Origin of the sequence: Nocardia sp. CDC159, assembly GCF_023740735.1 — a bacterium.
Classification (GTDB): domain Bacteria; phylum Actinomycetota; class Actinomycetes; order Mycobacteriales; family Mycobacteriaceae; genus Nocardia; species Nocardia pulmonis.
Genome location: NZ_JAMRXH010000005.1, coordinates 462893 through 486304, shown reverse-complemented (window position 1 = coordinate 486304; position 23412 = coordinate 462893). Strand labels below are relative to the sequence as shown.

The following is a 23412-nucleotide window of genomic DNA, read 5'->3' as shown; positions in this document are numbered from 1 at the left end:
CAAGGAGAGATTCTCATGACCGAATCCATCGCGATCGACTTCGACACCGTCTACACCCTGGTGCGCAATGTGCTCGTCGACCTGGGCGTCGACGGCGACGAGTTCCACGCCGACGCGAAATTCGATGATCTGGACGTCGATTCGCTCGACATCGCGGATCTGATGACCGCGATCAAGAAGGAATACGGCATCGAGATCCCGCGCAACGAGCTGGCAGGGGTGACGGTCCGCGGATTCGTCGATCGCGTCCTCGGCTCGGCCGCGTAACCGGCGGGGACAGGGCGTGCGGTGATCGATCTCAGCGATCGTCGTTATCTGATCACCGGAGTGTTGAACCACGAGTCGATCGCCTGGCACGTGTGCGCCGCACTGCAACGGTGCGGCGCACAGACCCTGGTCACCGCCTTCGGGCGCGGCGCGCGCATCGCGCGCCGGGCCGCGGAGCTGCTGCCCACCGTGCCGGAGGTGATCGAGTTCGACGCCGGTGCCGATGCCGATTTCGCCGCGCTGCGAGAGCTGCTCGAGCAGCGGTGGGGGAGCGTCGACGGGGTGCTGCACAGCATCGCGCACGCCTCGCCGGATTCGCTGGGCGGGCAGTTCATGCGGACACCGGCGGCCGATGCGCTGGCGGGGTTTCGAATATCGGCCTACTCGTTCCAGCAACTCGCGACCACGCTCGAGCCGCTGCTGGCCCGCAGCGAGTACGGCGGATCGATGGTGGGGTTGACGATCGATGCGTCGCGGGTGCTGGTCGGCTACGACTGGATGGGGGTGCACAAGGCGGCGCTGGAGGCGGTCGTCAAATACGCGGCGGTGTATCTCGGCCCCTCGGGTATTCGGGCCAATCTCGTCGCGGCCGGTCCGGTGGAGACCGTATCGGCGCACGGCGTCAGCACTTTCGGTGGTATCGCGGACTATTTCGAGCGGGCCGCCCCGCTCGGCTGGGACCGCCGCGATCCCGGCCGGGTGGTGGGCGCGGTGCTGTTTCTGCTGTCGGATCTGTCCCGGTACACCACCGGACAGGTGGTGTATGCCGACGGCGGTGTACATGCCGTGGTCGGCGGCATCGACCTGGAGTGATATGTGAACAATCGACGCTACGCCATCGTCGGGATCGCCCTGCGCGCTCCGGGTGGCATCACCGATCCGGATGGACTTCGGGCGGCCTTGCACGCCGGTGCGGTGCTGATCGAGCCGCCACCGCCCGAGCGCCGGGGCACGGCAATGCCGTCGGCGCGGGATGTGGTGCCCGTAGGCGGCTTCCTGCGCGATGTCCTCGATTTCGACGCCCGCTTCTTCGGCATCTCGCCGCGCGAGGCGCGGGTGATGGATCCGCAGCAGCGGTTGCTGCTCGAGGTGGTCTGGGAAGCGTTCGAGGACGCGGCGCTACGTCCGGGCGATACTCCCGGGACCGGCGTCTTCGTCGGCATCTCCGGACTGGACTATCGGCGCTGGTTCGACGGGGCTCCGTCGGCGCATTGGACCGCCGGGAACGGATTGAGCTTCGCCGCCGGGCGGATCTCGTATCTGCTCGGATTCCACGGGCCGAGTTTCGCCGTGGACACCGCGTGTTCGTCCTCGCTGGTGGCGCTCTACACCGCGTGCCGGGCACTGGACGCGGGCGATTGCGAGCAGGCGGTCGTGGGCGGGGTGAATCTGCTGCTCTCGCCGTGGACCACAGTGGCATTGCAGCGCACCGGTGCGCTGTCGGCGTCGGGGCGGTCGCTGCCGCTGGATCACCGTGCCGACGGCTATGTGCGGGCGGAGGGTTGCGCCGCAATCGTCGTCAAACCGCTCACCGATGCGACGCGCGCCGGGGACCGGGTACTGGCGGTGATCGAGGGCATCGGAGTGAATCACGACGGCGCCACGCCGACATTGGCGGCGCCGAACCCGGATGCGCAGGCCGCGTTGCTGTCTCGGGTGCTCGCGGCGGCCGAGCTCGAACCCGGCGCCATCGGCTACCACGAAACCCACGGCACCGGTACGCGTTTGGGGGACGACTCGGAACTGCGGGCGCTGGTCCGAGTGCATCGGGACCGGGGCGGTACTCCGCTGTACCTGGGTTCGATCAAGGCGAATATCGGACATGCCGAGGCCGCCTCCGGACTGCTCGGCATCGCGAAACTCGTTGTGGGCGTCCGGGATCGGATCCTCTTTCCACAGCCGGGATTCGAACGCTTCCCCACCGGTGCCGTACCGGAGGAGGTTCCACTGCGGGTCTGCCGAGAACCCACGCCGTGGACAGAGGTCTTCGGTGCGTCCGAGCCGCGGCTGTCGATCAGCTCGTTCGGGATGAGTGGCACCAATGTGTGCGCGGTGTTGTCGCCGGGACCGCGGGCGCGGCCGCCGGAGGTGTCGCGGGCGGTGTCCGGCTTCGCGGTGACGGCCGCCGATGCCGCTGCGCTGCAGGAGGTCTCGGCTCGTTATCGGCTGCGACTGCGGGAGGCCGCGGACGGGGAGTATCCGGCGTTCGCCCGGGCGGCGACCCATGGGCGCAGCCGACTGCGCCATACCGCTTGGATCGCCGCGGCCACCCGGGCGGAGGCCGTCGAGGCGCTCGAGGCGCTGGCGGAGGGCAGGACGCACCCCCGGGTCCGCGTGTTGGCGGCGGGCGAACCCTATCCGGTGCGCGAGGTATCGACTCGGCCGGTGTATCCGCTGCCGCTATACCCATGGCGGCGCGGCACTTTCGCGGTGGAGCGGACGACCGAGTCGGGTTCGACCCAGGGTCCGGCGCAGTGAAGCGGCGGTGCCGGCCGCCGGTGCCGACAGGTGTTGTCACCCAGAACGGACAGGCTGACACAAACGGACATCCTGCGCAGTGTGCACTGGTTCCACCTGGAAGGGTTGCGCAGAATGCTCAATCTCGTCCGCAAAGGTTGCGCAATGCGCCGAGTGCTGTTGTGATTTGTTGCGTCACAAAGGGGTTGGTTCGCGAGGGGAAAGTCATTCGCTAGCAATACATCGTCAGCGGGATCTGCTGTGCCGACGACTCTTTCGGGAATTGCTGTATCGGAAATTGCGTGCGCACAGTAAGAGTGGGGAATTCGGAGGTGAATGCACATGAACGAGGATATGCGCACCATTGCGGTGCTGAATCGAAAGTACGGTGCCGGTCAGCTGTTGAACGCCCTCGGTCACATCGCCCTCGGCGCCGGCGCCGGTTTTGCCGATCGCCTGGAACTGGAGCGGTACGAGGACGGAGACGGCACGATACATCCCCATATTTCCCGTCATCCGTTCATCGTGCTGCGGGCCGACAACGGCAACAAGATTCGCCGATTGCGACAGGAACTGGTGGCCCGCGACATTCCCTTCGTGGATTTCGTCGACACGATGTTCCAGGGTGGTTCGGACGTGCAGAAGGCGGCCACCCGGGCGACATCCGAAGCCGAACTCGACTATGTCGGTATCTGTTTCGTGGCGATGGGTTCGGCGGTGAGCGATCTGACCCGCAAGTTCAGTCTGTTCACCACCCTGGATTCGCACGCCACATCTGTCCCTTGAGTTTCGACCGTGAGGAAGACCATGTACTACGCCGTGATGAACAATGTCGACAAGATCACCAAGCCGGTGCTGGACAGCTTCGATCAACTCCCGCCGGATCCATATCTCAAGGGTGACTTCACCTTCCGCTACCGGGCGTACGGCGAGGCGCTGGTCAAGGGCGACCTGGTGCACTGGACCGAGCCGTCGGACTTCTTCCAGAGCGAGACCATCAACGACTATGCGGGCGGTCTGGCACGCAAATTCGCCCCGCTGGGTCCGGAGGTGCGCGAATTCACCGAGCGATTCGTGGCCGAACCGCAGCTGCGGAGCATGATCGACGCCGAGGAATTCGAGATCGGCGTCCACCAGATGCGGGTGGTCGCGGACGGAACCCACACCGGGTACCCCGCCCCGGAGGGCTTCCACCACGACGGGTTCGACTATGTGACCGTCAGCGCCATCGCCGCGCACAATGTCAACGGCGGCGTCTCGATGCTGGCCGATGCCACCGACGAGAGCATCATCGTCTTCGACCGGGTGATGAATCCCGGTGAGACGCTGGTGCTCGACGACAAGGCGATGAAGCACTACGTCTCGCCGTTCACGCCGAAGATTCCCGGCGAGGCCCGCCGCGATGTCATCGTGGTGACCATCAAGATCCATGCCTGACAGCGAAACGCGGCAGGAGCGCGACGATACGGTGCGCGCCGATTTCCGGCGCGCACTACGCGATACCGTCCCGGTGGCCATGGGCTACGTTCCACTCGGGGCGACATTCGGAATTCTGGTCGTCAAGAGCGGTCTGGCCTGGTATTGGGCGCCGCTCTCGGCGGCGCTGATCTTCGCCGGATCGATGGAATTCCTTGCCGTCGGGCTGATCACGGCCGGAACGCCGCTCCTGCAAATCGCCGTCATGACGCTCGCGGTGAACTTCCGGCACATCTTCTACGGACTGTCCTTTCCGCTGGAGGTATTGCGGAGCAAATTCGCCCGACTGTACGGAATCTTCGCGCTCACCGATGAGACCTATTCGCTGCTCGCGACGATGTCGCGGTCGGAGCTCACCGCGCGCAGGCTCACCTTCATCCAGGTGCTGAGCCATTTCTACTGGGTGGGTGGAAGTCTTGCGGGCACCGTGCTGGCATCGGCGCTGCCGCCGTCGATCGAGGGATTGGGCTTCGTCCTGACCGCATTGTTCGTCGTGCTGGCGCAGGAATGCTTCTACAAGCGCACCGGAATCTCCGCGACCGTCATGGGTCTCGCGGCGGGAACGATCGCGCTCACGGTGGGAGAACGGAGTTTTCTCGCGGTAGCGATCACCGTCTTCGTGGTGCTGCTGCTGGGCGGATACGGGCTGGCACGACGAACAGGGAACGCACATGTCCGGTGAGCTGTATGTATTGAGCGCGGTGCTGGTGATCGCCGCGGTCACCTTCGGGCTGCGGGCCTTTCTGTTCGTGGCCCTGCGCAAGGTGGCCGATTCCGAGATCGTGCAGTATCTCGGTCGGGTCATGCCGGGCGGGGTGATGCTGATCCTGGTCTTCTACACCGTGAGCTCGGTCGAATTCGGCACGTTCCCCTACGGCGCCCCGAGCGTCCTGGGCATCCTCGCCACCGCGGCCGTCCACCACCGCTGGCGAAATCCGTTGCTGTCCATCCTCAGCGGAACCGCCGTCTATCTCGTGCTCCATCACCTCATGGGCTGAACCGAATCTCGTTCGTAACGATTGAAAAAGGTAATTCAGTGCCTCGCGGCAGCAATCTATTTCGCACCAAATCGATCGAACAGTCGATCGCCGATACCGATGAACCGCAGGCGCGGCTGCGCAAGGTGCTCACCGTCTGGGATCTGACGCTGTTCGGCGTCGCGGTCGTCATCGGCACCGGCGTGTTCACCCTCGCGGCGAGCACTGCCGGGAATCTGGCCGGACCGGCCGTATCGCTGTCCTATCTGCTCGCGGCGGTGGCCTGCGGCCTGGCGGCCCTGTGCTACGCCGAGTTCTCCTCGACCGTGCCGGTGGCGGGCAGCGCCTACACCTACTCGTACGCGGTCTTCGGCGAATTCGTCGCCTGGATCCTGGGCTGGGATCTCATCCTGGAATTCGCGCTGGCCTCCGCGGTGGTCGCCCGGGGCTGGTCGACCTATCTCGCGCAGTGCGTGGAGTTGATCACCGGGACCACCCTGCCCACCCTCATCCCGCTCCCGCTGGGGCTGCGATTGGATTGGGCCGCGGTGCTTGTCGTCGCGGCGCTGTGCACGATGCTCGCACTCGGCACCAAGCTGTCCTCGCGGGTGAATCAGGTCGTCACCGGGATCAAGATCGCGGTGGTGCTGCTGGTCATCATCGCCGGGATCGCCTACATCGAGCCCGCGAACTACTCGCCGTTCATTCCGCCCGCCGAGGTCCCGAACGCCGGGAACAGCGGTGGCAACCAGTCGTTGTTCTCGTTGTTCTTCGGCGAGCAGACCTCCACCTACGGCATGCTCGGCGTGCTGGCCGCCGCCTCGCTGCTGTGCTTCGCGTTCATCGGCTTCGATATGGTCGCCACGACCGCGGAGGAGGCGCGTAATCCGCAGCGGGACATGCCGCGTGGCATCCTGGCCGCGCTCGCGATCGTGACGACGCTCTACATCGCGGTGTCGCTGGTGGTCACGGGCATGGTGCCCTACACCGATCTGAAGTCCCGCCCCGACGGCACCAAGGCCACCCTCGCCAGCGCCTTCGCCCAGCTCGGAGTCGACTGGGCCGCAACGGTTATCGCGATCGGCGCCCTCATCGGTTTGACCACCGTCATGATCGTGACACTGCTGGGTCAGACCCGGGTGCTGTTCGCGATGTCACGGGACGGCCTGATGCCGCGGCGGATCGCCGTGACCGGTGAGCGCGGCACCCCGGTGCGCGCGACCTGGGTGGTCGGGGCCGTGGTGATGGTGATCGCCGGGCTGTGCCCCGCCGAGAAGCTGGAGGAAATGGTCAATATCGGCACGCTGTCGGCCTTCGTGCTGGTGTCGATCGGAGTGATCGTGCTGCGCCGCAAGCGCCCGGATCTGCAACGCGGCTTCCGTACCCCGCTGGTCCCGCTGGTGCCGATCCTGTCGGCACTGGCCTGCGGCTGGCTCATGGTGAACCTGAGCGTGCTGACCTGGGTCCGCTTCCTGATCTGGATGCTCATCGGGGTCGCGCTCTATTTCTGCTACGGCATCCGCCATTCCGTGCTCGGTGAGCGGCAGCGTGCCGCGGCCGACCGGGAAACCGTCGAATCGAAAATTCTCGTCACGGATTGAGGAGATCCCTGTGATTGCCACCTATTCCATCCAGCAGTGGTTGTTCGCGGACGCGCCGGGCCGCTACGACATCGATCTCGCCGAGAGCGGCGTGCAGTTCCAGCGCCTGAAGGATCTGCACCTGGATCCCGAATGGGAACTGGACTACAGCCTGGACCGCGGCATCGCCGCGCTGCGCTCGGGCGTGGCCGACCTGTACGGGCGTCCGGTGCACGACGATCACGCCGTGATCACCCACGGCGCGCAGGAGGCACTGTATCTGCTGTACCGCTGTGCGCTCGCCCCCGGCGACCATGTGGTGACCACCAGCCCCGGCTGGCAGCAGTCCTGGGAGGTCCCGGCCCACATCGGATGTGAGGTCTCGGTGCTGCCGACCCGCCCGGGGCCGCCGTTCGACGCCGAGGCCCTCGCGCGACTGATCACCCCGCGGACGAAGTTGCTGGTGCTCAACAGCCCCGGCAATCCGTCCGGATACTGCTTCTCCGAGCGGGACTGGTCGGTCATTCTCGACGTCGCGCGGGCACACGACCTGATCGTGGTCAACGACGAGGAGTACCTGCTCGATTTCGCGGAGTCGATCGTGCACCGCTATCCGAAGGCGCTGTCGGTCTCCGGGTTGTCCAAGGTGTACGGCCTGCCGGCGCTGCGAATCGGCTGGGCCTTCGGCATGCCCGAGGTGATCGCGCGGATGGTGAACTACAAGCGCTACACCACGGTGTCGAATTCGTGGGTGTGGGAGCGCGTCGCGGTGGACGTCCTGCACGAGCGGGACCGGCATATCCGCCGCTATCGGGAATTCGTGGACGGGGGTATCGATCGCCTGCGGGCATTCGCCGACGAATACGCCGATCGGCTGCGCCTGGTGCCCCCGGCGAATACGCCCTACGCCTGGTTCGACCTGCACGCCTCGATCAGCTCGCAGGTCCTGGCCGAGCGACTGCTCGACGAACAGCGCGTGCTGGTCATGCCCGCCGAGGTCTTCGGCTCCGCGGCCGGTCTGCGGATCAGCTACGCGCGCCCGGCCGCGGTGCTCGACGAGGGACTGAGCCGGCTGGGAAAGCTGATCGCCCAGCTCGACTGATCCGAAAGGCGTATTCAATGCGATCACTCATCATCGGTGACGAATCCAGCGGCGCGGATCTGGTGGCCGAATTGCGCTCGCTGGGAGCCGAATTCGAGGTCTATCGGCCGGAGCGGCCGTATGCCGTCGACCGGCGGGGGGAGGTGCCGCCGGTGCCGAAGGACCTCGTCGATCTGTGCCTGCGCTACCGGCCGGAATTCATCGTGCCCGGCGCGGAACATTGGGTGGCACTGGCCGATATCGCCGCGGCGCGGTACACGGCCAATCCCAATGCGCCCGACCGGGTCTTCGCGCGCCGGAACAAGACCGGTATGGCCGCGACGCTGCGCGAGGCGGGAATTCGGCATCCGCACACCCTCGAGGTGCGCTCGGCCGACGGTCTGGCCCGGATGCTGGAAACCCTGAACTATCCGGTGGTGGTCAAGCCGTCGGCCAGCGGCGGATCGGATATGTGCTCGATCTGTCCGGACGCGCTGGCCGCCGAGGCGGCGGTGTCGAAGGTGCTCGGGACCACCAATCTGCTGGGCCAGCAGAATTCGGGGGTGACCGTGCAGGAATATCTCGACGGGCCACAGCTTTTCGTCAACACGGTGTCCGCGCACGGTGAGCACACCGTGACCGAGGTGTTCAAATACGTCCTGGACGAGGACGACGGCATTCCGACCATTCGCGCGGCCTACACGTTGAGTGCGGCCGATCCTGACGCCGTGGCCGCCGTCGACTACGTCCTGGACTGCCTCGACGCCCTGGGGTTCGGTTTCGGCGCGAGCCACACCGAGGTGCGGATGACCACGACCGGACCGAATTTCGTCGAATTCAACGGCCGGATGATGGGCCCCTGCATTCCGGGGGAGATCTATCGCGGCGTGCGCGGATACAGTCAGGCGAGCGAGCTGGCGCGACTGCTGCACACCGGCGCGACGGCGTGTGAGAAGTCCGGGCCGCGCTGGAGTGAAAGTCTGCTCGGCTGGTACATGCTCTCGGCCGACCGGCCGGGTCGGCTGGTCGGGCTCGATTATTCGACCGTCCTGGCGCTGCCCGGTGTGCTCGCTGTCGAACGCCGACCCGAACCCGGCATCGACGTCACCACCGACAACCGGGTGACGACCGGGTCGATGGGCATGGTGTTCTTCACCGCGGACAGCGAGCGCCGAGCACTGGAGACGGTGGCCGCGCTGCGGGAAATCGAATGTGCGGGTGGGATATTCACGCTGGCGGAGCTGTGCTGACGGCGGGGGTCGCCGCGCTGGTCGTGCTGGCGGCGGTGCTGCTCCAGGGCGCGGGCAGTTCGGTGATCGGCAATGTGGTGACGCCGGAGTCGTCGGTGTTCACCGTATTCGCCGCCTTCGGCGCGGCGGCGCTGATCGGCATGGCCTCGCGCCTGCGGGGCGGGACGGTCACGACCCGCGCGCCCGGCAGATATGTGCTGCTGGTGAATCTGTACTCCGCCGGTGCGTTCACGCTGTTCTATCTGTCCACCACGCTGACCGTCCCGACCGCCGCGAGTGTGGTGGAGACCTCGATGGCCCCGATGGTGCTGGGCGCGTTGGCCGTTCGCGGCCGGACGGCCTCGCGCACGGTGCTGCCGGTGCTCCTGAACGCGGCGTCGGTGGCCTGGGTGCTGTGGCTCGTCGCGCAGCAGGACGGATTCGGGCCGCGGACGGTCGCGGGGGTCGCGGCGGCGGTCTGCGCCGGACTGTGTGCGCTGGGCGTACTGACCACCAGCCGGCGACTGGGCGAAATCGGTTGTGACACCTCGTATATCAACTCGATTCGATTCCACGGCTGCTGGCTGGCGGGCGGTGCGCTGTTCGCCCTCGACATCGGGTCGCGGCCGGTCGAGTGGGGCGAACTGGCCGTGGCCGGACTGCTGGCCGTGCCGTGTATCACGGTCCCGATCGTCGCGCTGCAGTACGGGATCACCAGGGCCCCGGTGGCCACCTCGGCGGCGCTGGTGTCGCTGTTGCCCGTCGTGGTGTTCGTCGTCGACGCGATCGTGTTCCGGCGCGTCGACGCCGCGATGCTCGGACCGGTGCTCTGCATTCTGGCCGCGGCGTACCTCGGCCTCCGCAAGCCCTCCGCGCCGTCGCGTCCGCCGCAGTCGCGGCCGCTGGAGAACGCGGTCACGGCGGACTGAACCAACTCCGCGATCCACCGACGAACAAGGAAAAGATGATGAGGATCGCCGTAATCGGCGCCGGTGCGGCCGCCACCAGTGTGGTGTCCGCGGTGGCGGCCTCCACGGACACGCCGCTGGAGATCTGCGTGTTCGACCACCATCCGCTGGGTGAAAGCCTGGCGTTCAGCCGACATTCCCAGGCGGGGGTCTGCAATACCTCCGATGCGGTGAACGCCGCCGCGCTGGGGCTGCTCGGCGCCGCCGTTCCCGACGAGGGGCCCGCCTCGTTCCGTCCGCGCAGCGATATCGGCGTCGCGCTGGCGGTGGTCGCGGCGCGGCTGCGGTCCGACGACCGGATCGTCCTGCGCGAACACCTCGGAACCGTGGTGCGCCTCGATCCGTCCGGGGAAAGTATCGACGTCACAACGGATTCCGGTAATCGCTATCGGGGTTTCGATCGCGTCTTCGTCTGCCGCGGCCTGTCGACGCCGCACGTGCCCGAGACACTGCGTGCGCTGTCCGGGCGCGAGGAGGTGTGGTCCAGTCCCTACCCGCTGGACGACTGCGCCGCCGCGCTGCGGGACAGGCGGGTGCTCGTCGTCGGCGCGAGCCTGAGCGCGATCGAATGCGCCACCGAAATCGCCCAGGGCGGTTCCACCGTCACGATCGCCTCGCGAGAGGCGCAGCTGCCGAGCGTGCGCGCCAGCCTGTCCGACGATCCGGAGCTGCTGAATCTGTGCACGACGAGTCTGGCCGTGGCGGCACCGGCGAACGCGGCGGCGATGACCCGGTTCGCCCGGGCCTTCGCCGAGATCCTGGGCACGCCCTTCGGGGCGGCGATCGGCGAGCGGCCGGGCCGCACCGTGATCGATACCCTGCTCGCCGAACTCGAGCATGCGCAGTCCGAACGGCACTGGTCCGCGGCGGTGGTGCCGCTGTGCCGGGCGGTGAATGCCGCGCCGCGGCTGGCGGCCCCCGCTCGGGCCGCGCTCGAGGGAAATGAACTGCGGCGCTACACCAACGGCATCACCACCGGCAGCGCGGCCCTGCTCGCTCGACTGCTGACCGAGCGCAGGATCCGCCACGAACGCCTGGGCGTGCTCACCGCTGGGCGGCGGCGGTCCGGGGCGTTCGAGATGGAGACGCCCGACGGATGGCAGCGCTACGACGCGGTCGTGCTGGCATGTGGTTGGCAGCCGCCGGACACGATCGCCGGGCTGGCGCAGTGCCGGATCGCACACAGTGCGGCGGATCTGCGGCAGCCGGGGCCGTGCGTCATGCGCATCGGGGTGGAGGCCCGTGACCGCGTCGCGCTGCCCAATGCGCTGTTCGCCCTGCACGACCAGATCGCGGTGCTGCGGGCCGGGATGGACAGCCGGTCGCCGAAGCTGGTGCACGGGAGCTGATCGGCGGTTCGGCGGTGCTAGGAAACGTTGCGCAGGGAGCGGGCCTCGTCCTGCTCCGGCCGCGTCGGCGGGGGCTCCGGCGCCCCGGAGCTCCCGCGCGGCACCGTCGAGCGCACCCGTCGCCTCAGCCAGTGCCCCAGCTGGGTGAGGCGGCTGGTGCGGGCGGGCCAGAATTCCTGCACGGCCGCATTGAATTCCGCGCCGAGGATCACCGCGAAGCCCAGGAAGAAGGTGAACAGCAGGAAGGCGATCGGGGTGGCCAGCGCGCCATAGCTGATTCCGGTGCGGGTGATCCAGGACAGATAGCGCCGCAGGCCCTCGCTGGCGGCCATGAAGAACACCCCCGCCACCAGCGCCCCGCCGAACAGCCGATGCCACGGCAGCGACCGGTGCAGGGCGAGCTTGTAGAGCGTGGTCAGCCCGACGATCAGCAGCAGTCCGGTCGCCGGATAGTAGAAGCCGTCCACCAGGCGCAGGCCCGGTTCGCGCCAGCTGTCTGGCAGCAGCCGCCCGATCAGCGCCGGGCCGATCGCCACCAGCGGCAGCACGAACACCGCCACCACCAGGAACAGCACATACAGCCACAGCGCGAACAGCCGCTGCCACACCGGATGTCGCGCCTCGGCCTGACCGTGCGCGGCCACGATGGCGTCGACGAAGGTCGACATGGCCGACGAGCCCGCCCATAGCGACAGCACGAACCCCACCGACACCACCGCGCCCCGCCCGCGCTGCAGCACGTCGGTGAGCGTCGGCGCGATCAGATCGTCGACCACGCTGGAACTGAACAGGTTCCGGCTGAAACTGATGATCTTGCTCTCCACGATGTGCACGGTGTCCGGCCCGAACCAGCCGCCCACGTAGCCGAGGCTGCCCAGCAGTCCCAGCAGCAACGGGGCCAGCGAGAGCGTCTGCCAGAACGCCGCGGCCGCGGATTTGGCGAAGATGGAATCGTCCCAGGCCTTCACCGCCACTCGGATCGCCAACCGCCCGCCGCGCCGGGCGGCCGCCGCGATGCGCTGCCCGGCGACCGCGACCCATTCGGTCGCGGCGACGTGGAGGGGATGGCGGCCGGGTCTGTGCATGATGCCTTCAGCATTGCCCACCCGGGCACCGAATACCGCACGTGTCGGGAAACGTTTGGGCGGTGTTCTCGAGCACAACCCGCCCGGATGCCCCCGACACGCGCGGCCGCGTGGAATGCGACACGTCGGAGGCGGATATCCAGGGCCACACCGCGTCGGACTGGAACCCGGTCGGGGGCACTCGCTAATCTCTCTGGAGTGACTTCGGGTGGTGGCGGTTCGTTACGTGCATGGCAGCGCAGGGCTCTCACCAAATATCTGACGACGAAGCCACGCGACTTCCTCGCGGTCGCGACGCCCGGTGCCGGTAAGACGACCTTCGCGCTGCGCCTGGCCTCGGAGTTGCTCGCCGATCGCACCGTCGACCAGATCACCGTCGTCGCGCCGACCGAACACCTCAAACATCAGTGGGCGGCCTCGGCCACGCGCTTCGGCATCGCGCTGGACTCGAACTTCTCCAACTCCACCGGCGGCACCTCCGGCGACTACCACGGCGTGGTAGTGACCTACGCACAGGTGGCCTCGCATCCGTTCAAGCATCGGGTGCGCACCGAGAACCGGCGCACGCTGGTCGTCCTCGACGAGATCCATCACGCCGGTGACGCCAAGAGCTGGGGCGACGCCGTCGCCGAGGCCTACGGCGACGCCACCCGGCGGCTCGCGCTGACCGGTACCCCGTTCCGCAGCGACGATTCGCAGATTCCGTTCGTCAGCTACGAACCCGACGAGTCCGGCTTCCCCCGCTCGCGTGCCGACTACACCTACGGCTATTCCGAGGCACTGGCCGACGGGGTCGTGCGGCCGGTGGTGTTCCTCGCCTACTCCGGCGAGGCGCACTGGCGTGACAGCGCGGGCGAGGAGTACTCGGCCCGCCTCGGCGAGCCGCTGAGCGCCGAGCAGACCGCGCGGGCCTGGCGTACCGCGCTGGACCCGGCCGGGGACTGGATGTCGAAGGTGTTGGCCGCGGCCGACACCCGCCTGAAGCAGCTGCGCGCGACGGGTATGCCCGATGCGGGCGGCCTGGTGATCGCGACCGATCAGGACAAGGCGCGCGATTACGCCGAACTGCTGGAACATATTTCGGGCAGCAGGCCCACGGTCGTGCTGTCCGACGATCCGACCTCTTCCAAGCGGATCGGCGAGTTCGCGGCCAATACCGAACCCTGGATGGTCGCGGTGCGCATGGTGTCCGAGGGCGTGGACGTGCCGCGGCTGGCGGTCGGCGTCTACGCCACCAGCGCCTCGACGCCGCTGTATTTCGCCCAGGCCATCGGTCGTTTCGTGCGTGCGCGCCGCCCCGGTGAGACGGCGAGCGTCTTCCTGCCGTCGGTGCCGGTGCTGCTGGATCTGGCCGCGCAGCTGGAGGTGCAGCGCGATCACGTCATCGGCAAGCCGCATCGGCAGCAGGAGATGCTCGACGACGAGCTGCTGATCGACGCCAACAAGCAGCAGGACGAGCCCGGCGAGGAGGAGCGCAAGTTCGTCGCGCTGGCGGCCGATGCCGAGCTGGATCAGGTGATCTACGACGGCGACTCGTTCGGCACGGCCACCTTCTCCGGCAGCGATGAGGAGGCCGACTACCTCGGCATCCCCGGTCTGCTCGACGCCGAGCAGATGCGGGCGCTGCTGCGCGACCGCCAGACCCGCCAGATCAAGGAGCGCAGCGCCGCCGCGACGGTGGCTCCGGAGAACCCGAGCGCCGCGGCCGCCGCCGAGCGCGTCGCCACCGCCGATCGGCTCGGCGAACTGCGCCGCGAACTCAACAGCCTGGTCGCCATGCATCATCACCGCACCGGCAAGCCGCACGGGGTGATCCACGGTGAGCTACGCCGGGTCTGCGGGGGACCGCCGACCGCCCTGGCCACGGCCGAGCAACTGACCGAGCGCATCGCCGCCCTGCGGCGTATGTGAGAACTGCGCGCAATGTCCCAAAATTGGCGCTTTCCTGTCGTGCGCAAAGATTAACTGGACCGTAACCAATAAATCCTTCCGGCTGGAAACGGGTCCCGTCTACGTTGTTGTCCAACATTCGTAGAGCCACCAACCTCCGGCTGCACCGAGTTCTCCGGTTCCGGCGGTCGTGGGAGCCGGAAGGAGCAGCCCGTGCCCACGCTCACCCCGCAGCGGGTCGATCACCCGCTGGCCCTGCCCACCGTCGCCGAACTCGCCGAGGTGCGTGCCATTGTGGTCGCGGCCGGTTTGGTGGGGGAGTCGACGCGTTTCGTCTACGTCGGACTGGAGGAGCCGGACAAATACCTGCTCTACGAGCGGCCCGAGGCCACCGAGCGCCGCTTCCGGGTGCTGCTGCACGAGGTGGATCGGCCGAATTCGGTGGATCTGGTGGTCTCACTCGCTACCGGAGAGGTTGTTTCTCAGCGTTTGCTCGATGCGGTCACCGATGGCCAATTGCCGGTGCTGGACGAGGAATTTGGGCTCGTCGAAGAAATTCTGTCCACCGATCCGGAATGGCTGCGGGCGCTGGCCGCGCGCGATCTCGAGGTCGCGCAGGTGCGGGTGGCGCCGCTGTCGGCGGGGGTGTTCGACTACGACGGTGAGCGGGGGCGGCGGATTCTGCGCGGGCTGGCCTTCCAGCAGTCGCACGAGCGCGACCACGCCTGGGCGCATCCGATCGACGGTCTGGTCGCCTTTGTCGACGTCATGAACCGGCAGGTGCTGCGGGTCATCGATACCGGGCCGATGCCGGTGCCCGCCGAATCCGGCAACTTCGACGATCCCGAGGTCACCGGACCGCCGCGCACCACGCAGCGGCCCATCGAGATCACCCAGCCGCAGGGCCCGAGCTTCACCGTCGAGGGCAATCTCGTCGAGTGGGAGGGGTGGTCGCTGCGGGTGGGGTTCGACGCCCGCGAGGGACTCGTGCTGCACCAGATCGGTTTTCGCGACGGCGAGCGGGTGCGCCCGATCATCCATCGCGCCTCGATCGCGGAAATGGTTGTGCCCTATGGTGATCCGTCGCCGGTCCGGTCGTGGCAGAACTACTTCGACACCGGCGAATATCTGGTGGGCCGCTATGCCAACGCGCTCGAACTCGGCTGCGACTGCCTCGGCGACATCACCTACTTCTCCGCGGTGCTCGCCGACGAGGCCGGGCGGCCGCGGATGCTGCGCAATGCGATCTGTATGCACGAGGAGGATTTCGGGGTGCTGTGGAAGCACACCGATCTGTGGACCGGATCGCGCGAGGTGCGCAGGCAGCGGCGACTGGTGATCTCGTTCTTCACCACCGTCGGCAACTACGACTACGGCTACTTCTGGTACCTCTATCTCGACGGCACGATCGAATTCGAGGTCAAGGCCACCGGGATGGTGTTCACCTCCGCCTATCCCGGACCCGGCTACCCCTATGCCACCGAGATCGCGCCCGGACTGGGCGCGCCGTGTCATCAGCATCTGTTCAGCGCCCGGCTGGACATGATGATCGACGGATATGGCAATCGCGTGGAAGAGGTCGAGAGCCAACGGGTTCCGATCGGTCCGTACAATCCGCACGGTAACGCCTTCACCCAGCGTCGCACGGTGCTCGCCACGGAATCGCAGGCGCGGCGGGTCGCCGACAATCGCGTCGGACGGGTCTGGCACATCGCCAATCCCGCGGTGACCAATCGGTACGGGCAGCCCGTCGGCTACACGCTGTATCCGGAGGGCAAGGAGACGCTGCTCGCGGCCGACGGATCGTCGATCGCCAAGCGTGCGGAGTTCGCGACCAAGAGCCTCTGGGTGACCCGCTACGACCCGGCGGAGCGTTATGCCGCAGGTGATTTCGTCAATCAACACCCCGGTGGGGCCGGACTGCCCCGCTATGCGGCGGCCGATCGCGCGATCGACGGCGAGGATCTGGTGGTCTGGCACACCTTCGGGCTCACCCATTTCCCGCGCCCCGAGGACTGGCCGATCATGCCGGTCGATTACGCCGGATTCGTGCTGAAGCCGGTCGGCTTCTTCGACCGCAATCCCACCCTGGACGTCCCGCCCACCGCGCCGGCGCACCAAAGCCCTTGCTGCTCAGGAGAACACGATGAGTAATACCGTCGCGGAGCGATCCGTACTGCGCGGATCGATGGGTGTCGCGGGCATCGTCTTTCTCGTGATCGCCGCCGCCGCCCCGCTGACCTCGGTCGGCGGGGCGCTGCCGGTGATGATCGCGCTCGGCGACGGGGCCGGGTCGCCCAGCGCCTACCTGGTGGCGGCGGTCGTGCTGCTGATCTTCAGTGTCGGCTACACCGCGATGAGTCGGCATATGGTCGACGCGGGCGCGTTCTACGCCTATATTCGGCGCGGCCTCGGCTCGATGTGGGGGCTGGGCGCGGCCGGGCTGGCGCTGCTGACCTACACCGCGATCCAGGCGGCCATCTACGGGCTCGCGGCCGCGACGTGCCGTGGGCTGGTACTGCGCTACGGCGGGCCGGATCTGCCGTGGCCGGTCTACGCGGCGGTGCTGATCGCGCTGGTGGGTGTGCTCGGATATCGCAATATCGAACTCGGGGCCAGGGTGCTGGGCGTGCTGCTCGTCCTCGAGATCGGGATCATCCTCGTGCTGTCGGCCGCGGTGCTGATCCGCGGCGGCGCGCACGGCGTGGACACCGTATCGTTCACGCCCTCGGCATTTCTCAGCGGATCGCCCGGCGTCGCACTGATGTTCGCGATCGCGTCGTTCATCGGATTCGAGGCCACGGCCATCTACGGCGAGGAGGCGCGCAATCCGCGGCGCACGGTGCCGACCGCCACCTATCTGGCGGTGACCGTGATCGGGCTCGTCTACGCCCTGGCCGGTTGGGCCATCGTGCTCGCCTTCGGCGACGACGAGGTGACCGCCGCGGCGGGGGACGATCCGGCGGGGCTGACCTTCACCGCGGCCGCCCGGTTCCTCGGCGGCCCGGCCGCGGATGTGCTGCAGCTCATGCTGGTGACGAGCCTGTTCGCGGCGCTCTTGGCCTTCCACAACGCGATCTCGCGGTACCTGTACGCCCTCGCGCGCGACGGATTCGGCCATATCTCGTTGGGGCACATCCATTTTCGGCATGGCTCGCCGCACAAGGCGTCACTCGCGCAGACGGCCTCGGCGGTGCTGGTGGTCGGCGCGTTCGCGGTGGCCGGTGCGGATCCGGTGCTGCATCTGTTCACCTGGCTGGCGGGGCTCGCGACGGTGGCGATCCTGATCCTGATGGTGCTGACCAGCGTCGCGGTGGTCGTATTCTTCCGGCGCACCGGCCTGGATCGGCGCTGGTGGCACAGCCGGATCGCGCCGGTACTGGGAATGGTGGGTTTGCTGGTGGTGACGGCGATGGTGGTACGCAACTTCGACGTGCTGGTGGGCGGTTCCTGGACCGTCGCCGACATCCTGCTGGCGGTGGTGGGGCTGGTATTCGTATTCGGCGCGATCGCCGGCGGTCGGCGCGCCGAGCGCCATGCCTAGGCTGGTCGATCACGACGAGCGGCGCGAGGCCATCGCCGCGGCGGTATGGCGGCTGATCGCGACGCGCGGTATCGACGCGCTCACCATGCGCGAGATCGCGGCGGAGGCCGGATACGCCAACGGTTCACTGTCGCACTATTTTTCGGGCAAGGACGAGATTCTGCGCTTCGCCTTCGAGCACGTCTACGACGCCACGAATCGGCGCGTCGCGGCCGCGCTCGGTGCGGCCACCGGGCTGGCCGCGGTGCGGATATTCTGCCGCGAGGTCGTGCCCGTCACCGCCGAGACGTTGCTCGAGGCGCGCATCGCGACCTCGCTGTGGCAGCGGGCCATGTACGACGAGCATCTGATGGCGGTGAACGAGCGGGCGCTCGGCGAGTGGCGGGTGCGGTTGATCGAATTCTTGGATCAGGCAAGGGATTCGGGGGAGGTGGCCGCGCGCACCGATACGGCACTGCTGGCCGATCAGCTCATGACGATCATGATGGGGGCCCAGATCGTCGGGGTGCTGACGCCGCGGACCATCACCGCCGCGCGGCAGCTGGGGATGCTCGATGCGCTGCTGGCGAGCGCCCGGCCCTAGGTTCTGTATCGAAGTCTGTGATGGGGTGGCACCGCTGGGCGGTGTCGCCCCATCCGCGTGTCCGGCGGAAGCTGTTGCCTGCGTTGGCGTATGGGTGAGGTCTCCGGTATTTCGGGTTAGCGACCAAGCAAACCTGAATGGTGCCGGAGACCTCGTGGCCAGAGTAGCGGTAGCGGGGCGGGCGGATCTGACCGATGCCCAGTGGGCCCGGTTGGTGCCGTTGTTGCCTCGACCGAAGAAGGCGGGCCGCCCGCCGAAGTGGACGAAACGACAGCTCGTCGACGGGATCCGGTGGCGGACCCGGGTGGGATCGCCGTGGCGGGACGTGCCGGTCGAGTACGGCTCCTGGTCGGCGGTGTATGGGTTGTTCCGGCGCTGGCAGCGGGCCGGGGTGTGGGTGTTGATCCTGAAGTTGTTGCAGGCGTTGGCCGATGCTGTCGGGGCGATCGTGTGGCAGGTGGGTGTGGACTCCACGATCGCGAGGGCTCATCAGCACGCGGCGGGCGCTCGCCGAGACGGTGAGCGCCAAGCCGAGCCACCTGGCGGCGTCGATACCGAGCCGGTCGATCATGCGTTGGGGCGTTCCCGGAGCGGCTGGACGACCAAGCTGCATCTGGCCTGCGAGCAAGGTTGCCGACTGCTGTCGGCACTGATCACGCCAGGTCAAACTGGGGACAGTCCGCAGATGACGGCGGTGCTGGACGCGATCGAGGTGCCCAAACCTGGCGGTGGCCGACCCCGGATGCGACCCGACCCGGTCCTGGCCGACAAGGCGTATTCCAGTCGCAGCAACCGTGAATGGCTGCGGCAACGCGGAATCCGGGTCACCATCCCGGTTCCGGCCGACCAGGCCGGCCACCGCCGTAACCGCGGCTCGTCCGGCGGTCGGCCACCAGCGTTCGACCCGGTGATCTACCGCGACCGCAACGCAGTCGAGCGTGGCATCAACCAGCTCAAACAACGCCGAGCAGTGGCGACACGATATGACAAACTCGCCGTCCGCTACCTCGCCGCCATCAACCATTGGCTGCGAGACCAGTGAGAGCGGGCCGATCGGCGCGCTCGCACCACTTCGATTCAGAACCTAATCGAGGGGGCGTAGGCCGATCATGGTATGTGAGTCGGTGTAGGTGTATGTGCCGTTGTTCTTTTCGGTGAGTTGGCCGTCGCCGGTGATGCCGGTCGGGGCGTCGGTGACGGCGCGGAAGGGGATGTCCCACACCGTGTTGCCGGTGTGGGGGTCCATTGCCCACAGTCCTTCGAAGTTGGAAAGGACGGCGACGCGGCCGTTCCAGGTGTGGATGGTGCCGACACGGGGGGTTGTGGTCTTCCAAAGCTGGTGTCCGGTGCGGAGATCCACGCCGGTGATGGATACGTTGAAGTCGGAGACCAGAGCGGTGTCGCCGAGGGTGGCGACTCGCAGCGGCCTGTTGTCGTGGGGGACCAGGTCGGGGTTGGTCCAGCGGACAGTGCCGTCGCGGCGGTCATAGGCGGTGTCGGCCAGCAGGATGGGAATGGTGTCGTCGGTGGGGCGATCGACTTCGACATCCTGCACTGCCGGGCTGTCGGTGCAGGCGAGGATGCGGCCGGTGCGGTCCAGGATATCGGTGTCGGTGCGGCCGTTTTTACCTTCCGGACGGGACCCGGAGCACGTTGTGCCGGTGCGCACGACGAGAGCGTCGAAAGTTGTACGGGTGTATCCGTGCCATTCGGCGGTCCAGGTCGGATTGCCGGTGCGCAGGTCGAAACCGGCGAGGTCTCCACCGAGTTCGAATACGCCCTGGCCATGTGCGACATCCAAGGGTCGGCTGGTCATGTCCTCATACAGGGCGCCCATCGCGAAGGGGCGGGACCAGTGCGCTTTCGGGTCTGCGAGGGTGCCCGCGTGCACGCGCACGTCGTGGGCTTCGACGTCGCCCTCCGCGACGTAGAGGCGATCGTGGTCGGCGGCGATGCCGAACGGGTACCTCCAGTCGACCGGGGTGCGGGTGACGGCGCCGCTGTCGACGTCGAACCCGACCAGGGCGGGAGTATCGTCCGACACGGAGGTGAAGCAGACCAGCTTGCCGTCGATCGGCATCTCGGCACAACCGCCCAACTTGTCGGCAGGCGCGCGCCAGCGCATCGCGCCGGTGCGCGCATCGATGCCGTACATCTGCGGGTCGCGGAGCGACGACTCGTCCGGTGTGCCGATCACGGTGATGATCGTGTTTCCCGCGTCGATGAAACCGGCAGTGCGGGCGTTGTATTCGGTGCCGTCAACCGGGGTGCGAAACTTCGCGGACGCCTGGCCGGAGAGCTCGGCGGCCGTGACCGACCACGCGAGACCCGGTGCGGCAGCGTTGGTTCCGGTGATCTTGCGGATATTGTCCTCGGGGTGCAGCAGCACCGCGACCGCGCCCGCGCTGGTGGCGACGGCGAGCACCGCGGCGAGCACCAGACCGCGCACACCTGGCGCCCATGCCATCACTTCACCTCCAGATCGGGGTTCGACGCGATCGCCTCGAGCCGGGCGGCGCTGAGCAGCTCGGGCACCGACTTCGCGGTGGAAGACACCTCCACCTCGGTGCCCGAGGGGCGTGTCACGACGACCGTCCGCGTCACCTGAGGCGAGTTCGCCCCGGCTCCCATGCCGGAACCATCGGGTTCCCGAGTCACGATGACCGTCCCGTCCGGCAACGTCCGGGTGCTGGTCCGCGCGTCGCTTCTCGACGGCTGGGCGGATTCCGTTGGGCGCGTTCGTTCGACGGTGATCGCGATGCGCAGCTCCGACTGTTGTCCGGTGGCGGTGACGCGAACCGCCTGGCATACGCCGGGTCCGTCCGATTCGGGTCGCAGGGCGCCCAGCGGCCGGTCGAGGACGAGGCCGTCGAGCGGTATCCGCGCCAGCACCGTATCCAGCCTGCGGGCAGTTGTCTCGTCGATCGGAGTAGACGCCTTTTTCGGCGTTGCCCAGTAGCGGCAGGGTAGGGGCGCGTCCGGCGTCCCCGGCGGAACCGGTGCGGTGACACGGATGCCGGGCGCAGTCGCCAGCGCGACCAGTTCATCGATGGTCATCGGCACCTTCCCGGAGGGCGAGCCGGTGTCCGATGAGTCCTCGGCGGACACCGAAACCCTACTGCCGTCGGGCGTGTAGGCGGTGGCGCTGCGGGCGAGCATGCGCACACCGTCGGTTTCCAACCAGGTGTCGTGGGTGTCGACGGTCGTGCCGTCGGGGAGGATGCGGCGCGCATCGAGCTCGCCCGCCACGCACGCCGGGATCGGCCCGGTGGATTGCTCGACCGAGACAGACAGCGAGCCCGCCTTGCCGTCCCGCATCAGCGTCGCGCGCGCGGTCGTGGAACCACCGAATCGCGCGGCATCCGCCGGGTCGAAGGGGGTGAACATGGGCTGGAAGACCAGCGAATCGTCCAGTGGCGCGAAGCCGACGGCGACGCCGGCGGGCAGCGCGTCCAGCGCCGCCGCCGACATGGCGACGGCCTTGGGCCCGGAGAACCAGGGGTACGCCGGGTTGTCGTAACTGTCTCTTCCCGTCGAGCCCACCGAGAACCCTTCGCCTTCGCCGGGTGATTCGACCGTCGCACAGCCAGGAATCTGCGTCGGGTACGTGACCGGCGGGGTGACGAAGATGGGTTCCTTCTCCGGCGTCGGCTTGGTGGTGGTCACCGGTGCGGTCGTCAGTTCGTGTTCCGGATGGTGCAAGAGTCCGCTGACGATCACTCCCCCCGCCACGATAGACAGGCAAAGCAGCCCTAGCGTCCACGCGGTGACGGCCCGCGACGGCTTGTCCGATGGTGTCTCGATGTCGTCCGACACGATGTTCCCTCCCGATGTCGATAACACAGTATTGGGCGGTCGCGGCGCAGGGTGTACGGGGGTGCACTTGCCTGCCGAGATCTGTTATAGGACAACGGAATTGATGATCAACGAATCCAACTCGGTCGTGACGGCTTACGGGAGCGACCTGAACAGCGCGGCTCCGAGACGATTCGCTACGGCGCATGGTTCGGCCTCGCCGCTCCGGGGACGGTCGTTGCGCACCGTGAACACGATGCTGCCGAAAGCGGCCGGCGTTCCGACGTAGCAACCGAGTTTGTCGGTGTCCTGCGCCGCGCGGTACACGGCCAAGTCCCGGCCGTAGTACTGGGTCCTGCGCACATCGATGTACCGACCAGAGGCGAGCTGATCGTCGAGAAGACTGTCGGAGGCGCTGATGACCAGTTCGTAGGACTGATCGGCGGACTGCCACTTGCACACGCGGTTGGCCGCGTTCCCGGAGTCGCGCACGCGCGTCTTGGAGGCTGTATCCAACCCCGCCGCGGAGAGCGCGGATTCCGACAGCGAGCAAGCGTCCCACACCGAAGCGGCAGCCGACGCCGTTGTGGCGGAAGTAGTTTCAGCGATGATGGTAGGGGCCGCCGTATTCGTGGACTTTGTGATGACCACCTCGGCCGGAGCCGGTTGCGGCGCCGATACCCTCTCCAGCACCAGCCGTCGTGGTGGCGGCAGCCCGGGTCGCCGACCCGGCCCCGATCGGACCCGGAAAGCTGTTCGTCGTGGTGCCGCAGCCCGCGACCAGCATGACGGCCCCGCATGCCACGGCCGCGAGATACCTCCCAGGGGCGACCCGACCCCGCAGCGAGAGCTGTTGAACCTTAAGACTTTTCGGACTCATACCCTGATCGTCGGTCGCACCCCGGACTTCGTTAGCCAAACGAACCGCCCCCAGAACCTGGGGCGCTGACCAACGACCGGCAGCCTGCCCTTGGCGACGCCATCGTCCGCCTGGGTCGCAACGCCGAAAACGACCCGGCCCCCGCCCTGCACCAGGACCCCGCCGCCGACGTCGATCTGGGGCTGGTAAGCACCGGCTCGCGGACCTGCTCGCCGCACTCGGCAACCGCCCCGATGCACTGGTACAGATCG

21 protein-coding genes are annotated in these 23412 nt (G+C 67.7%); 17 read left to right on the top strand and 4 right to left on the bottom strand.

Annotated elements, in window-relative coordinates:
* Positions 1-15 precede the first annotated feature (15 nt).
* From NDR87_RS14775 to NDR87_RS14720, 12 genes are all read left to right on the top strand, one after another.
* Positions 16-267, top strand: a complete 252-nt coding sequence (locus NDR87_RS14775) for an acyl carrier protein (RefSeq protein WP_251911876.1) — start codon at positions 16-18, stop codon at positions 265-267.
* Positions 268-288: 21 nt separating this feature from the next.
* The gene (locus NDR87_RS14770) at positions 289-1080 is read left to right on the top strand and encodes an SDR family oxidoreductase (RefSeq protein ID WP_251911877.1); all 792 of its coding nucleotides are present in this window, start codon (positions 289-291) and stop codon (positions 1078-1080) included.
* A gap of 3 nt (positions 1081-1083) precedes the next feature.
* On the top strand, positions 1084-2745 hold the full coding sequence (locus tag NDR87_RS37735) for a polyketide synthase (RefSeq protein WP_251911878.1): 1662 nt from the start codon (positions 1084-1086) through the stop codon (positions 2743-2745).
* Between the two features lie 321 nt (positions 2746-3066).
* Complete coding sequence (locus NDR87_RS14760; protein WP_251911879.1) at positions 3067-3510, top strand: DUF2000 domain-containing protein; 444 nt, start codon at positions 3067-3069, stop codon at positions 3508-3510.
* Between the two features lie 9 nt (positions 3511-3519).
* The gene (locus tag NDR87_RS14755; protein WP_251911880.1) at positions 3520-4161 is read left to right on the top strand and encodes a 2OG-Fe dioxygenase family protein; all 642 of its coding nucleotides are present in this window, start codon (positions 3520-3522) and stop codon (positions 4159-4161) included.
* The gene (locus NDR87_RS14750) at positions 4154-4882 is read left to right on the top strand and encodes an AzlC family ABC transporter permease (RefSeq protein WP_251911881.1); all 729 of its coding nucleotides are present in this window, start codon (positions 4154-4156) and stop codon (positions 4880-4882) included. The genes NDR87_RS14755 and NDR87_RS14750 overlap by 8 nt, the downstream gene beginning before the upstream one ends.
* Complete coding sequence (locus tag NDR87_RS14745) at positions 4872-5198, top strand: branched-chain amino acid transporter permease (protein ID WP_251911882.1); 327 nt, start codon at positions 4872-4874, stop codon at positions 5196-5198. The genes NDR87_RS14750 and NDR87_RS14745 overlap by 11 nt, the downstream gene beginning before the upstream one ends.
* 38 nt (positions 5199-5236) lie before the next feature.
* On the top strand, positions 5237-6778 hold the full coding sequence (locus NDR87_RS14740; RefSeq protein ID WP_251911883.1) for an amino acid permease: 1542 nt from the start codon (positions 5237-5239) through the stop codon (positions 6776-6778).
* A 10-nt stretch (positions 6779-6788) separates the two neighbouring features.
* Positions 6789-7859, top strand: coding sequence for a pyridoxal phosphate-dependent aminotransferase (locus NDR87_RS14735; RefSeq protein ID WP_251911884.1), 1071 nt, complete (start codon positions 6789-6791; stop codon positions 7857-7859).
* Between the two features lie 17 nt (positions 7860-7876).
* Positions 7877-9088, top strand: coding sequence for an ATP-grasp domain-containing protein (locus NDR87_RS14730; protein ID WP_251911885.1), 1212 nt, complete (start codon positions 7877-7879; stop codon positions 9086-9088).
* Positions 9082-9996: a hypothetical protein gene (locus NDR87_RS14725; protein ID WP_251911886.1), complete on the top strand. Its 915-nt coding sequence runs from the start codon at positions 9082-9084 to the stop codon at positions 9994-9996. Before NDR87_RS14730 ends, NDR87_RS14725 begins: the two co-directional genes overlap by 7 nt.
* Positions 9997-10034: 38 nt before the next feature.
* Positions 10035-11384, top strand: a complete 1350-nt coding sequence (locus NDR87_RS14720) for an FAD/NAD(P)-binding protein (protein WP_251911887.1) — start codon at positions 10035-10037, stop codon at positions 11382-11384.
* 17 nt (positions 11385-11401) lie between these two features.
* On the opposite strand, the gene NDR87_RS14715 is transcribed toward NDR87_RS14720, so the two are convergent.
* Positions 11402-12490, bottom strand: a complete 1089-nt coding sequence (locus tag NDR87_RS14715; RefSeq protein WP_251911888.1) for a YihY/virulence factor BrkB family protein — start codon at positions 12488-12490, stop codon at positions 11402-11404.
* Between the two features lie 177 nt (positions 12491-12667).
* Between NDR87_RS14715 and NDR87_RS14710 the strand changes: the two genes are divergently transcribed.
* From NDR87_RS14710 to NDR87_RS14690, 5 genes are all read left to right on the top strand, one after another.
* On the top strand, positions 12668-14380 hold the full coding sequence (locus NDR87_RS14710; protein WP_251911889.1) for a DEAD/DEAH box helicase: 1713 nt from the start codon (positions 12668-12670) through the stop codon (positions 14378-14380).
* A 192-nt stretch (positions 14381-14572) separates the two neighbouring features.
* Positions 14573-16513 carry a primary-amine oxidase gene (locus NDR87_RS14705; RefSeq protein WP_251911890.1) on the top strand — a complete coding sequence of 647 codons (1941 nt, stop codon included), beginning with the start codon at positions 14573-14575 and terminating at the stop codon, positions 16511-16513.
* A complete protein-coding gene (locus NDR87_RS14700; protein ID WP_251911891.1) occupies positions 16506-17903 on the top strand; it encodes an APC family permease in 1398 nt (465 codons plus the stop codon). The genes NDR87_RS14705 and NDR87_RS14700 overlap by 8 nt, the downstream gene beginning before the upstream one ends.
* Positions 17896-18486 (top strand): TetR/AcrR family transcriptional regulator, encoded by a 591-nt coding sequence (locus tag NDR87_RS14695; RefSeq protein WP_251911892.1) that lies wholly within the window; start codon positions 17896-17898, stop codon positions 18484-18486. Before NDR87_RS14700 ends, NDR87_RS14695 begins: the two co-directional genes overlap by 8 nt.
* 154 nt (positions 18487-18640) lie before the next feature.
* A complete protein-coding gene (locus NDR87_RS14690; RefSeq protein ID WP_251911893.1) occupies positions 18641-19528 on the top strand; it encodes an IS5 family transposase in 888 nt (295 codons plus the stop codon).
* Between the two features lie 42 nt (positions 19529-19570).
* Here NDR87_RS14690 and NDR87_RS14685 read toward each other — a convergent pair whose 3' ends face one another.
* From NDR87_RS14685 to NDR87_RS14675, 3 genes are all read right to left on the bottom strand, one after another.
* Positions 19571-20953: a PQQ-binding-like beta-propeller repeat protein gene (locus NDR87_RS14685; protein ID WP_251911894.1), complete on the bottom strand. Its 1383-nt coding sequence runs from the start codon at positions 20951-20953 to the stop codon at positions 19571-19573.
* The gene (locus tag NDR87_RS14680) at positions 20953-22218 is read right to left on the bottom strand and encodes a hypothetical protein (RefSeq protein WP_251911895.1); all 1266 of its coding nucleotides are present in this window, start codon (positions 22216-22218) and stop codon (positions 20953-20955) included. Before NDR87_RS14680 ends, NDR87_RS14685 begins: the two co-directional genes overlap by 1 nt.
* A 219-nt stretch (positions 22219-22437) precedes the next feature.
* Positions 22438-22974: a DUF3558 family protein gene (locus tag NDR87_RS14675; protein ID WP_251911896.1), complete on the bottom strand. Its 537-nt coding sequence runs from the start codon at positions 22972-22974 to the stop codon at positions 22438-22440.
* Positions 22975-23412: the final 438 nt, after the last annotated feature.